The sequence below is a fragment of the Rania fehmarnensis genome (assembly GCF_056494185.1).
In genome coordinates this window covers 8496051-8509024 of record NZ_CM151398.1, presented here as the reverse complement: position 1 = coordinate 8509024, position 12974 = coordinate 8496051, and the positions used below count along the sequence as shown (strand labels likewise).

Genomic DNA, 12974 nt, shown 5'->3' with positions numbered 1-12974 from the left:
TCTAATCAACTTTTCCCAAGAACTTCAGCATGTTTACCAGGGCATCGTGAGCAGCGTCGGCGTCGATGTGTGTCGCCACTTCCATCGTGGCCCGTGCCGGTCGAGCCGCTCGACGATCGAACACCAACATGCCCCGCGTCAATTCACCGGCGGTTTCGACATCGGCGACCATCTCTTCGCTTTCAAACAGCATGGGTTCAACCAACATCAATATTGGTAAAACCGCTTGCAACGAAATGGTTTCTTGCGCCAAGTACTGACGCGAGGTTCTAAATAGATGTGGCAGAATCGTATGCATCAAGGCGCCAGCCTTCGTATACTTCGGCGGCAACTGCTCTATCAGATCCCAACCAAAGCTGATCTTCTCCGAGACTTCTAGCGGTATCAACGACTTCGTGGTCGGCGAATGCAAAACACTTTGCGCGCTGAGCGGATCAAAGTGCATATTGAATTCGGCCACTGCCGTGACGTTGCCACTGGCACTGGTTGAACCGCCAGCAATGATCAAGCGATCAACCAAAGCCATCGCTGCTGGGTCGCGCGCAAACGTCTTGGCCACGCCGCTCAACGGTCCAGTGCACACCAGCGTGATCTCACCAGGGCTGGCTCGCAATTGTTCCGAGATCAGCTTATCGGAAGGCATCACGTGCTGTCGCGAAGTGGGTGCCCACCGCGCGTTGCCCAGTCCGTCTTCGCCATGCAAAAGCGTAGCGTTAGCTACAGCCGCACCTTCCTCGGGGTCCGATGCCGCACCCACCCGCGGCATGCGCGGCGGATCCAACCGCTCGACGATTGACATAAGATTTTGCGTACTTCGCCCAGCGTCGACCGTGCCAGCACATGCCGTCACCGCCAACACATCCAGCCGTGGATCAAAGAGCGCCATTGCCAGAGCCACTGCGTCATCAATCCCCGGATCGCAGTCGATAATGATTTTCCGCGCCATAGCGAGTTTCTTGTCAGCTTCCCAAGGGTGCGTATCCTACTAGTTTCGCTACCAGTATATAGTCTGACGACCTGCCTGTGGCATGGTCTCCTTTTGCTCCGCAAAAGGACATGACCTTTCGCCAGACTTTCGCCAGTCTTTCGCTTGCCTTTCGCGGAGCGAAAGGAGACTATAATCACGGGCACTATGAAAACAGCAATTCAACAGGCTTTGTCTTTACTCAGTTTCAATCTGCCCATTCCGCGAGAATTGATGCAGCAAGTCATCGGCAGCATGCTCTCAGGTCAAGCGGCTGAAGCGGACATGCAAGACTTCCTGGTGGCTGTGCAACACCAAGGCGAAACAGTGGATGACTTGGTCGGGGCCGCCACTGCCATGCGCGGGGCTATGGTGCAAATCCACAGCGATTTTCCTGTGATTCTGGATACATGTGGCACTGGGGGCGATGGTTCGCAGACCTTCAACATTAGCACCGCCGCCGCCATCGTGATCGCCGCCGCCGGAGTGCCGGTGGCCAAACATGGCAATCGCAAAATTACCAGCAGCACTGGCTCAGCCGATGTGCTGGCAGAACTCGGTATCAATCTGGATGCCTCTGCCGAAGTCGTCGAGCGTTGTTTGAATGAACTCAAGATCTGCTTTTGTTTCGCGCCACGCTTTCATCCAGCCATGAAACATGTGGCCGAAGTTCGCAAACGGATCTCAGGACCTACGATCTTCAATCGACTGGGGCCATTGTGCAATCCCGCCCAAGCCAACCGGCAAGTGCTCGGCGTAGGCTCCGCCGAGTTGCAACCCAAACTGGCCGAAGCTCTATCTCAGTTGCAAACAGATCACGCCCTTATCGTGCGCGGCCATGACGGAGTTGACGAAGTGAGCATCGAATGCCCCACGCTCGTCATGGATGTAACCGCCACTGCCATTCAAGAATGGACTTGGCAACCCACCGATTTCGCATTGCCCTCTCATGCGCGCCAAGATTTATTCGCCGACAGCCCTACCACCAGTGCCGCTTGCATCCAACAAGCGCTCAGCGGTCAGAGCGGAGCTTGTCGTGATGCCGTACTCATCAATGCCGCCGCCGGTCTCTGGCTTGCCCAAGTCGCCAGTGATTTAAAGTCGTGCACCGCTCTGGCCGCACAAGCTATCGACAGCGGCGCAGCCCGTCAGTTAGTCCACCAGCTTGGCCAACTAACCAATCAACCATAAGTCACCTCCCCCGGCGAAGGAGAGTGCTGATTTAATTCCAATTTGCTCTGGCATGGGTATTATGGTTGAAGAGGCCGACGTTCCAACTCGGTGCAATCATTATGCTAACGAACCATCGCGATTTTTTGTTTGAGATTCGTGCGTCGGATCTGGCGATCTATAAGCGTGTGCTGCCGCTCAAGTCGCCCCTTTTAGATGCGTTGGAGATAGTCCCCTGGGAAAGTTTCCGGCCTGAGCTGGAGAAGTATTATTGTCGTGAGGGAGGTAGGCCCACCCTGCCAGTAATCCTCCTCCTGAAGGTGTTGTACCTGCAATATCTCTATCATCTATCAGACAGCAAAGTCCTAGAAAGAGCCAGTTCGGATTTATTGTTCCGCTGGTTTCTGCAAGTGCCGATTACTTGTAAGTTGCCGGACGGAAGTACTTTGAGTCGCTTTCGGGGTCGCATCGGAGAAGAGGGGATGCAGAAAGTTTTCGACCGACTGATCAGCTTCGCGCGCAGCAAGGGCCTTGTCAGCGATCGGTTGCGACTTAAAGATGCCACACACGTCTATGCCAATATTGCTGTGCCCACCACGTTGAAACTGCTGGCGCAGCTGCGAGAAAAGATGCTCGCTGCTATCGAGCCCATTGATGCTGAGGTCGCTCAAGGATTCCGTATCCGAGCCGATCGAAGCCGCGTCGAAACCGAGAAAGAATCCGAGGAGATTCGCCTTGATGCTCGTCTGGATTTAGTCGGCGACATCCTGACGTGGATGCTCGAGCAGCCCGATCCATCCCAAGAGAGTGATTGCCAAGAGTCTTGGAAACGATTCATCGAAGTACGTGCGCTCGCTCAAAAGATCGTGAGCGATTGCTTGAACCCAGGTCAGGGTGATCGCACGCTGAGCGTGGTTGATAGCGATGCCCGCCGCGGAATGCATGGCGAGTTTTACGACGGCTATTTGGTCGATGTGTTGATGGACGCCGATAGCCAGCTGATCACTCAACTTGAGGTGCTTCCGGCAAACGGTGCTGAGGCCCAAGACGCGGTTCATCTGATTGAACGCGAACAGCAAGCTCATGGCAACAAGATCGAACAGCTATCCCTTGACGGCGCGGGATTTAACGGGCCAATGCTGCGCGCGTTGGAAGGCCCTGGCGGGATGGAAGTTGATGTGATCACACCGCCGCGTGACTTCGGCAACGATGAAGGCTTTGCTTCGACGGCGTTTGCATTGACCTCAGACGGCGAGCATGTGACATGTCCAGCTGGCCACACATCCAATAAAGGATTTCAAGATGCCACGAAGCCTAACCGCACGACGTTCGACTTTCCGGCTAAGAAATGTTGGGGCTGTCCGTTGCTCGCGCAGTGCAACCCCAAGATGAAAGAGACCAGCCGTCGAGGTCGACGAGTGAATAAGAATGAGTATGAAGAAGAATACAAACGTGCTCGTCAGAAGTCCAAGACAGAGCAATACCAACAAGTCCGGCGTGAGCATCCGGCCATCGAACGGAAGTTAGGGGAAGTGGCTCGGCACGGGCGCGGTCGTTGTGCAAGATACTGCGGTCTGGCAAAAGTGAAGATCCAACAACTGATGACATGCTTCACAGTGAACGTCAAACGACTGGCAAAACTGCTTGCCGTGGAGCGCTGCGCACCGACTGTCGCAATCGGGTGAAAAAAGCCGTTCAAATCGCCGCTTTGGGCAGTCTGGGCTAAATTTCGCCTCGAGACGAACCAGGATTCGTAAATAACAACCTCCCCAGCGCGTTGAGTCAGCAAAAAAAAACCGCCCCACATCAATAAGAGACTACGCTTTGCTATTATCGCATCGCTCTCCTGCGCCGGGGGAGGTGACATGCTCGGTCTAAGTGGTAGACGCGATGAGATATTCTTGAGCGGCTTCGTAGTTTTGACGTAAAGCTAGAAATGAATCTTTGTTGCCGCCAGCGTCTGGATGTAGAACCAAGGAGAGCTCTTTGTAGCGCTGGCGCAATTCGTCGAGAGTAGGAACCGATTCGAAACCCATGTCCCAAAAGCATGCGGGGATCGATGGCGGTGATGGCACCGGCTTTTTGATGGCAGGTGGTTTACGCGGCGGTGGCTTTTTGAATTGAGTAGGCTTACTTGAAGAGAATTTGCGCGATGGTAACTTGCGCGATGGAATCTTGCGTTTGGGGCTCATCCGTTAAGCTCTTTGTTGGAGAAGATGTCGTCGTCGGCTGCTCCATCATGGCCCAATTTGCGGTGGGGGGAAAGGGCGTAGAGCTGCGCTACGATGTTGGCTCAGGAGGACCTTCGCCCGCCCGGGCACTTGGTCGGTAGCGAATTTGATTAGCGGGTTCCAATTTAGAAACGCCGAGACGCGGAGGATCGCAGAGTATACCAAAATCGGATGATTCATTTGAATGATCTTCTCTGCGGCCTCTGCGAACTCTGCGTTTAAAACCAAAGGCCAGGCGTCCGGGCACTCGGTCGGTAGAGAATTTGATTAGAGGGTTCCAACTTAGAAACGCGGAGACGCGGAGGATCGCAGAGTATACCAAAATCCGATGATTCATTTGAATGGTCTTCTCTGCGGCCTCTGCGAACTCCGCGTTTAAAACCAATGGCCAGGCGTCCAAAGTCTGGCGACTTCGGCTACAGTAAAAGACCTCAGGAGGACCTTCGCCCGCCCGGGCATGCGGTCGGTAGTGGAATTGGTTAGCAGGTGCTGAGCGGCTGGGGACAGCCGCTCTACACACTCGCTAGGCGAGGATGTTGGTGACTATCTGGCCGGGTTGGCCGTCTAAGAGGCTGGCTTCGCCGCCGGGTCTGGGGATACTGAGTTGCTTGATGTCCAGGCCGAACAAATGGCAGATGGTGGCGTGGTAGTCGTAGTGGTTAACAATGTCGGTAACGGCTTTGTGGCCGAACTCGTCCGTCTCGCCGTAGATGCAACCAGCTTTGATGCCGCCGCCGGCCAGCCAAGTGCTAAAGCCGTAGGTGTTGTGGTCGCGTCCGACATTCTTCTCATTCTGAATGACGGGCAAGCGGCCCATTTCGCCGCCCCAATGCACGAGCGTTGAATCGAGCAAACCTCGATCCTTCAAATCCTTAACTAGTGCGGCGGCGGGTTGGTCAACTTTCTTACAGGCGGCGGGCAAGTTGGTTTCCAAACCGCCGTGATGATCCCACTGCTGGGTCGATGTATAGAGCTGAACAAACCTGACTCCACGTTCCACCAATCGCCGGGCAATCAAGCAGCGCGTGCCAAACTCGCGGGTGGCTTCTTGATCTAAACCGTATAGCCGATGAGTAGCCTCGGTCTCTTGGGTGATGTCGAGTGCCTCTTTAGCCGCCGTCTGCATGCGCGCAGCCAACTCGTAATTCGAGATACGCGCCGACAACTCGGACTCACCAGGATGTTGTGCGAGATGTTGCTCGTTGAGGTCCTTCAAGTACGCCAGGTATTGAGCTTGAGGTCGACCGGCCAACTTAGGTGGCGGATCGAGATTGAGTATTCGCGGTTCGCGTGGTCGAGCTACGGTGCCTTGAAAGAGTGAAGGCAACCAACCATTGGACCAACAGTCGGTGCCCAGTACAGGCAAGCCACCGGGGTCAGTCAGGACCACAAACGCCGGCAACTCCTGGCTCTCGGTACCCAACGCGTAAGTTAACCACGAACCCAAGACAGGCCGACCAGCAGCGATGCGACCATGATGCAGCGCGTAAATCGACTGACCGTGATTGTTGACGCCAGTATGCATCGAACGGATGAGCGTAATATCATCGGCGATCGACCCGAGATGCGGTACCAGATTGCTCAGCTCCATTCCGCATTGGCCATGCCGCGACCACTTCCATGGCCCTGACCACAACTTGGCAGAGGATTCAGCGGCGTTGTCATATTTGATCTCGCCCGCGAAGTTCTGCATATGTCGCTTCTCGAGCTCCGGCTTGCGATCACACAAATCGAGATGCGATGGGCCGCCTTGCATGAACATCGAGATCATCGCCGTCGCCTTGGATGGTAATGGCGGCGTTTTGGGCGTGAGGTCGATCGCTTGCCGATCGAGAATCGGTTTCTTAGGTTCAGCACGCAACCGATCTTGCTGAGTTAACCAGGCCAGGGCCATGGTCCCCAAGAACGCGCGGCGAGTATTGGTGGTGTGAATCATGATTGGTAAGGTGGGATAAAGTGGCGAGATCTATGGGCAGGTGTGAAGCTGGGGAGCCATTGCTGGTGAGTCAGGTAGCGCTGCTTATCAGTCTAGTCATTCTCGCCTGTAAAATCACGCAGAGCAACCGCTCACTTTCGCCAGAGCTGGCTCTCACCCTTCGGAGCTACATGCTTATAATCTTAAGGCAAGAGGAGAATGCTGATGGATTTTGTGTGGAACGATGGCGGCCGATCGGCTGGCGGCTTTGTGGGAATGACAGGCGATTGCGTGACGCGCTCGATCGCTATAGCAACGGGCGCCGTCTACCGAGACGTGTATGCGGTGCTGGGCGATGCGGCCATGAAATCGCCACGCAATGGGTTACCGGTGGCGATAGCTGACGAATATCTCACGGGACGCGGATGGCAGAAAGTCCAATCGTCAGTTGGGCTACCCTTGAACAGCGTATCCTTGCCCAAGGGCATCGTCATCGTGCATGTAGCGCGAAATGAAAAGACGAGTGGTCACATGTGCTGCATCATCGACCATGTGATTCATGATACCTGGAATGCCAGTGACGATGCCGCTGAATACCAAGTCTATGCATATTGGATTGCACCCGAAACGGATAACCAAGCCGCGATCTCAACCGTAGGTGCCCGCCATAGCTCGCAACGGCAAGAGTTAAATCAGCAAGAATTCGAAAAGATACTCCGGAGATTAAAGGCTCTCGATAGCACCGCTTCAAATTCGGCCAGTACCGAAGGCGAGAAGCATAATGCGCTGCGGATGATGCAGGATTTGATGCTGCGTCACAACTTAACTCGCGATGACATAGTCAATGACGACGATGTGGGCGGCGTGCAGTTCACGCGGCGAGCTTGTCCGCTGAATACCAGGCGCGCGTATACATGGCAAGTCATGCTGGCCACTTATGTCACGCTGCATATCTTTCCGATGGTGCAATTCTACACCTCGCCGCGTGGGCATCGAACGCTGTTTTGGTTCTACGGTCCGCGCGCGGATGTGGAGAACTGTATGACGCTCTTCAAAGAGCTCTTGCTGACAATCGCCGCCAGCGCCACCCTCAGCTACGGCAGCTATGCGCGCGGCAGCGGAGCCTCGTACGCTGAAGGCTACGTCGCCGGTTTGCCTCGCAACAGCGCCACCACCAGTGCACCATCGGAGTCCACCGACGCAACCGAATCAACCGTGTCTGCAGAAATAGTCAGCCAACGAAGCCTCATTCAAACTCGTACCCTGGCTTTGCAAGAGGCGGCCTCTGACTGGCTGTACAGCGAATGCAGTGTGCGTTTGGTTAGTAGTCGTCGCAGCGGTCGCGGCAGTCATGACCCGCGCGCAGCCAATCATGGTCGCAAGGACGGGGCGAGCCACCAGATTAATTCGCCCAGTATGCCTAAACGTTTGAATTGAACGTGTAGCGAGGGGAGACTTTGCGCTGCGGACTCGTCCCCTGCGGCGAGCGGCCCCCTCCCGGAGCCTAGCTAAACGCTGGCTCCGACTCTCCCCCAAGCAAAGCTTGGGAGAGGTGACAGATCGATGAAAGTCAACGTTGTTGATATGGTATAAGTGTGGTGAGGGAGGCTTTTGCATTGCGGAGCCGTCTCCTTCGGCAGGCGGCCCCCTCTCGGAGCCTAGTTAAACGCTGTCTCCGTCCTTCTCCAAGCAAAGCGTGGGAGAGGTGACAGGGCGGGGTGTGATGTGGTTAAACAAAGGAATTTGTATTATGCGATTGGGTGCTGTGTGCATGGGGCTGAGTCTAATGTTGGGCTGTATGTTGGCGAGTACTTCGCGAGCCGAGATTCAATCGAAAGCCGTCGAGTACAGCGATGGCGACGTCAAGCTGGAAGGTTTCATTGCGTATGATCCAGCTAAGTTGACGAAGGCCTCGCCGGCAGTGCTAGTGATTCATCAGTGGATGGGCGTTACCGATTACGAAAAGAGTCGTTGCAAGCAGCTAGCCGAAATGGGCTACGTCGCTTTTGCAGCTGACATCTATGGCAAAGGTGTGCGACCAACCACGATGCCGGATGCTGCTAAACAATCCAGCATCTACAAGAACGATCGGGAACTATACCGCAAGCGGCTGAAGTTGGGACTTGAACAACTCAAGTCGCAACCAGGTGTGGCTTCGAGCAAGATTGCAGCCATCGGTTATTGCTTCGGTGGCACAGGCGCACTCGAGTTGGCTCGCAGCGGAGCGGATATCGCAGGTGTGGTGACTTTCCACGGCGGCTTGGATGCGCCTACCCCGGAGGATGCTAAGAACATCAAGGCCAAGATACTGATCTGCCACGGCAACGACGATCCGTTCGTGAAGGCCGAAGATATCGAAGCCATGAAGAGCTCATTCAATTCAGCCAAGGTCGATTGGCAAATGATCTCGTATTCTGGAACGGTTCATTCATTTACGCAGAAGATGGCCGGCACCGACAACTCCACCGGCGCGGCTTACAACGAGAAAGCTGATAAGCGATCGTGGATCGCGATGAAGGATTTCTTTGATGAAGTGTTAGCGATGAAGTAGGTCACCTCTCCATGCGCAGCATGGGGAGGTCGAATCGACCGCAGCAAGATTCGGGAGGGGCGAGTCTTGAACGATCGTCATTCGCGCATGAGTCAAACCTAGCGCTCTGCCCCCTCCCGCAGACTTCGGCTGAACGCCTCGTCTGCGACCTCCCCCAGCTTCGGAGAGCGATGCGATAATAGCAAAGCGTAGTCTCTTATTGATGTGGGGCGGTTGTTTTTTTGCTGACTCAACGCGCTGGGGAGGTTGTTATTTACGAATCCTGGTTCGTCTCGAGGCGAAATTTAGCCCAGACTGCCCAAAGCGGCGATTTGAACGGCTTTTTTCACCCGATTGCGACAGTCGGTGCGCAGCGCTCCACGGCAAGCAGTTTTGCCAGTCGTTTGACGTTCACTGTGAAGCATGTCATCAGTTGTTGGATCTTCACTTTTGCCAGACCGCAGTATCTTGCACAACGACCGCGCCCGTGCCGAGCCACTTCCCCTAACTTCCGTTCGATGGCCGGATGCTCACGCCGGACTTGTTGGTATTGCTCTGTCTTGGACTTCTGACGAGCACGTTTGTATTCTTCTTCATACTCATTCTTATTCACTCGTCGACCTCGACGGCTGGTCTCTTTCATCTTGGGGTTGCACTGCGCGAGCAACGGACAGCCCCAACATTTCTTAGCCGGAAAGTCGAACGTCGTGCGGTTAGGCTTCGTGGCATCTTGAAATCCTTTATTGGATGTGTGGCCAGCTGGACATGTCACATGCTCGCCGTCTGAGGTCAATGCAAACGCCGTCGAAGCAAAGCCTTCATCGTTGCCGAAGTCACGCGGCGGTGTGATCACATCAACTTCCATCCCGCCAGGGCCTTCCAACGCGCGCAGCATTGGCCCGTTAAATCCCGCGCCGTCAAGGGATAGCTGTTCGATCTTGTTGCCATGAGCTTGCTGTTCGCGTTCAATCAGATGAACCGCGTCTTGGGCCTCAGCACCGTTTGCCGGAAGCACCTCAAGTTGAGTGATCAGCTGGCTATCGGCGTCCATCAACACATCGACCAAATAGCCGTCGTAAAACTCGCCATGCATTCCGCGGCGGGCATCGCTATCAACCACGCTCAGCGTGCGATCACCCTGACCTGGGTTCAAGCAATCGCTCACGATCTTTTGAGCGAGCGCACGTACTTCGATGAATCGTTTCCAAGACTCTTGGCAATCACTCTCTTGGGATGGATCGGGCTGCTCGAGCATCCACGTCAGGATGTCGCCGACTAAATCCAGACGAGCATCAAGGCGAATCTCCTCGGATTCTTTCTCGGTTTCGACGCGGCTTCGATCGGCTCGGATACGGAATCCTTGAGCGACCTCAGCATCAATGGGCTCGATAGCAGCGAGCATCTTTTCTCGCAGCTGCGCCAGCAGTTTCAACGTGGTGGGCACAGCAATATTGGCATAGACGTGTGTGGCATCTTTAAGTCGCAACCGATCGCTGACAAGGCCCTTGCTGCGCGCGAAGCTGATCAGTCGGTCGAAAACTTTCTGCATCCCCTCTTCTCCGATGCGACCCCGAAAGCGACTCAAAGTACTTCCGTCCGGCAACTTACAAGTAATCGGCACTTGCAGAAACCAGCGGAACAATAAATCCGAACTGGCTCTTTCTAGGACTTTGCTGTCTGATAGATGATAGAGATATTGCAGGTACAACACCTTCAGGAGGAGGATTACTGGCAGGGTGGGCCTACCTCCCTCACGACAATAATACTTCTCCAGCTCAGGCCGGAAACTTTCCCAGGGGACTATCTCCAACGCATCTAAAAGGGGCGACTTGAGCGGCAGCACACGCTTATAGATCGCCAGATCCGACGCACGAATCTCAAACAAAAAATCGCGATGGTTCGTTAGCATAATGATTGCACCGAGTTGGAACGTCGGCCTCTTCAACCATAATACCCATGCCAGAGCAAATTGGAATTAAATCAGCACTCTCCGCAGCTGGGGGAGGTCGCAGACGAGGCGTTCAGCCTTCGTCTGCGGGAGGGGGCACAGCGCTAGGCAAGACTCATGCGGTACTAACTACCTTCACTGCCCGGACCCCTCCCGAATCTCGCACGGCTCGATTCGACCTCCCCATGCTGCGCATGGAGAGGTGACTGTCACCTCTCCCGGCGAAGGAGAGTGCTGATTTAATTCCAATTTGCTCTGGCATGGGTATTATGGTTGAAGAGGCCGACGTTCCAACTCGGTGCAATCATTATGCTAACGAACCATCGCGATTTTTTGTTTGAGATTCGTGCGTCGGATCTGGCGATCTATAAGCGTGTGCTGCCGCTCAAGTCGCCCCTTTTAGATGCGTTGGAGATAGTCCCCTGGGAAAGTTTCCGGCCTGAGCTGGAGAAGTATTATTGTCGTGAGGGAGGTAGGCCCACCCTGCCAGTAATCCTCCTCCTGAAGGTGTTGTACCTGCAATATCTCTATCATCTATCAGACAGCAAAGTCCTAGAAAGAGCCAGTTCGGATTTATTGTTCCGCTGGTTTCTGCAAGTGCCGATTACTTGTAAGTTGCCGGACGGAAGTACTTTGAGTCGCTTTCGGGGTCGCATCGGAGAAGAGGGGATGCAGAAAGTTTTCGACCGACTGATCAGCTTCGCGCGCAGCAAGGGCCTTGTCAGCGATCGGTTGCGACTTAAAGATGCCACACACGTCTATGCCAATATTGCTGTGCCCACCACGTTGAAACTGCTGGCGCAGCTGCGAGAAAAGATGCTCGCTGCTATCGAGCCCATTGATGCTGAGGTCGCTCAAGGATTCCGTATCCGAGCCGATCGAAGCCGCGTCGAAACCGAGAAAGAATCCGAGGAGATTCGCCTTGATGCTCGTCTGGATTTAGTCGGCGACATCCTGACGTGGATGCTCGAGCAGCCCGATCCATCCCAAGAGAGTGATTGCCAAGAGTCTTGGAAACGATTCATCGAAGTACGTGCGCTCGCTCAAAAGATCGTGAGCGATTGCTTGAACCCAGGTCAGGGTGATCGCACGCTGAGCGTGGTTGATAGCGATGCCCGCCGCGGAATGCATGGCGAGTTTTACGACGGCTATTTGGTCGATGTGTTGATGGACGCCGATAGCCAGCTGATCACTCAACTTGAGGTGCTTCCGGCAAACGGTGCTGAGGCCCAAGACGCGGTTCATCTGATTGAACGCGAACAGCAAGCTCATGGCAACAAGATCGAACAGCTATCCCTTGACGGCGCGGGATTTAACGGGCCAATGCTGCGCGCGTTGGAAGGCCCTGGCGGGATGGAAGTTGATGTGATCACACCGCCGCGTGACTTCGGCAACGATGAAGGCTTTGCTTCGACGGCGTTTGCATTGACCTCAGACGGCGAGCATGTGACATGTCCAGCTGGCCACACATCCAATAAAGGATTTCAAGATGCCACGAAGCCTAACCGCACGACGTTCGACTTTCCGGCTAAGAAATGTTGGGGCTGTCCGTTGCTCGCGCAGTGCAACCCCAAGATGAAAGAGACCAGCCGTCGAGGTCGACGAGTGAATAAGAATGAGTATGAAGAAGAATACAAACGTGCTCGTCAGAAGTCCAAGACAGAGCAATACCAACAAGTCCGGCGTGAGCATCCGGCCATCGAACGGAAGTTAGGGGAAGTGGCTCGGCACGGGCGCGGTCGTTGTGCAAGATACTGCGGTCTGGCAAAAGTGAAGATCCAACAACTGATGACATGCTTCACAGTGAACGTCAAACGACTGGCAAAACTGCTTGCCGTGGAGCGCTGCGCACCGACTGTCGCAATCGGGTGAAAAAAGCCGTTCAAATCGCCGCTTTGGGCAGTCTGGGCTAAATTTCGCCTCGAGACGAACCAGGATTCGTAAATAACAACCTCCCCAGCGCGTTGAGTCAGCAAAAAAAAACCGCCCCACATCAATAAGAGACTACGCTTTGCTATTATCGCATCGCTCTCCGAAGCTGGGGGAGGTCGCAGACGAGGCGTTCAGCCGAAGTCTGCGGGAGGGGGCACAGCGCTAGGCAAGACTCATGCGGTACTAACTACCTTCACTGCCCGGACCCCTCCCGAATCTCGCACGGCTCGATTCGACCTCCCCATGCTGCGCATGGAGAGGTGACTGTCACCTCCCCCGGCGAA

General features: G+C 54.8%; 9 protein-coding genes. 5 read left to right on the top strand and 4 right to left on the bottom strand.

Annotated features, from left to right (window positions below):
- Position 1: 1 nt before the first annotated feature.
- A complete protein-coding gene (locus tag SH573x_RS29020) occupies positions 2 to 946 on the bottom strand; it encodes a nucleoside hydrolase (protein WP_479351567.1) in 945 nt (314 codons plus the stop codon).
- Positions 947 to 1132: 186 nt separating this feature from the next.
- Here SH573x_RS29020 and trpD point away from each other — a divergent pair, with 186 nt between their 5' ends.
- Positions 1133 to 2155 carry an anthranilate phosphoribosyltransferase gene (gene trpD / locus SH573x_RS29015; protein WP_479351565.1) on the top strand — a complete coding sequence of 341 codons (1023 nt, stop codon included), beginning with the start codon at positions 1133 to 1135 and terminating at the stop codon, positions 2153 to 2155.
- Between the two features lie 101 nt (positions 2156 to 2256).
- Positions 2257 to 3819, top strand: coding sequence for a transposase (locus SH573x_RS29010; RefSeq protein ID WP_479348734.1), 1563 nt, complete (start codon positions 2257 to 2259; stop codon positions 3817 to 3819).
- A gap of 189 nt (positions 3820 to 4008) precedes the next feature.
- Here the strand turns inward: SH573x_RS29010 and SH573x_RS29005 are convergent, their stop codons facing one another.
- The gene (locus tag SH573x_RS29005) at positions 4009 to 4326 is read right to left on the bottom strand and encodes a hypothetical protein (RefSeq protein WP_479351563.1); all 318 of its coding nucleotides are present in this window, start codon (positions 4324 to 4326) and stop codon (positions 4009 to 4011) included.
- Between the two features lie 562 nt (positions 4327 to 4888).
- Positions 4889 to 6301, bottom strand: coding sequence for a DUF1501 domain-containing protein (locus tag SH573x_RS29000; RefSeq protein WP_479351561.1), 1413 nt, complete (start codon positions 6299 to 6301; stop codon positions 4889 to 4891).
- Positions 6302 to 6505: 204 nt separating this feature from the next.
- Between SH573x_RS29000 and SH573x_RS28995 the strand changes: the two genes are divergently transcribed.
- Both SH573x_RS28995 and SH573x_RS28990 read left to right on the top strand, forming a co-directional pair.
- Positions 6506 to 7717, top strand: a complete 1212-nt coding sequence (locus SH573x_RS28995; RefSeq protein ID WP_479351560.1) for a DUF2786 domain-containing protein — start codon at positions 6506 to 6508, stop codon at positions 7715 to 7717.
- Positions 7718 to 8030: 313 nt separating this feature from the next.
- Entirely contained in the window at positions 8031 to 8831 is an 801-nt protein-coding gene (locus SH573x_RS28990; RefSeq protein WP_479351558.1) for a dienelactone hydrolase family protein, read from the top strand.
- Positions 8832 to 9156: 325 nt separating this feature from the next.
- Here SH573x_RS28990 and SH573x_RS28985 read toward each other — a convergent pair whose 3' ends face one another.
- Complete coding sequence (locus SH573x_RS28985; RefSeq protein ID WP_479348734.1) at positions 9157 to 10719, bottom strand: transposase; 1563 nt, start codon at positions 10717 to 10719, stop codon at positions 9157 to 9159.
- Positions 10720 to 11067: 348 nt separating this feature from the next.
- On the opposite strand from SH573x_RS28985, the gene SH573x_RS28980 reads away from it, so the two are divergent.
- On the top strand, positions 11068 to 12630 hold the full coding sequence (locus SH573x_RS28980) for a transposase (RefSeq protein ID WP_479348734.1): 1563 nt from the start codon (positions 11068 to 11070) through the stop codon (positions 12628 to 12630).
- Positions 12631 to 12974: the final 344 nt, after the last annotated feature.

Excerpts from the sequence above, each read along its gene's own strand:
- SH573x_RS29020 (WP_479351567.1), bottom strand. The coding sequence starts at position 946 with ATGGCGCGGAAAATCATTATCGACTGCGATCCGGGGATTGATGACGCA.
- trpD (WP_479351565.1), top strand. The coding sequence starts at position 1,133 with ATGAAAACAGCAATTCAACAGGCTTTGTCTTTACTCAGTTTCAATCTG.
- SH573x_RS28990 (WP_479351558.1), top strand. The coding sequence starts at position 8,031 with ATGCGATTGGGTGCTGTGTGCATGGGGCTGAGTCTAATGTTGGGCTGT.
- SH573x_RS28985 (WP_479348734.1), bottom strand. The coding sequence starts at position 10,719 with ATGCTAACGAACCATCGCGATTTTTTGTTTGAGATTCGTGCGTCGGAT.
- SH573x_RS28980 (WP_479348734.1), top strand. The coding sequence starts at position 11,068 with ATGCTAACGAACCATCGCGATTTTTTGTTTGAGATTCGTGCGTCGGAT.
- SH573x_RS29005 (WP_479351563.1), bottom strand. The coding sequence starts at position 4,326 with ATGAGCCCCAAACGCAAGATTCCATCGCGCAAGTTACCATCGCGCAAA.
- SH573x_RS29010 (WP_479348734.1), top strand. The coding sequence starts at position 2,257 with ATGCTAACGAACCATCGCGATTTTTTGTTTGAGATTCGTGCGTCGGAT.
- SH573x_RS29000 (WP_479351561.1), bottom strand. The coding sequence starts at position 6,301 with ATGATTCACACCACCAATACTCGCCGCGCGTTCTTGGGGACCATGGCC.
- SH573x_RS28995 (WP_479351560.1), top strand. The coding sequence starts at position 6,506 with ATGGATTTTGTGTGGAACGATGGCGGCCGATCGGCTGGCGGCTTTGTG.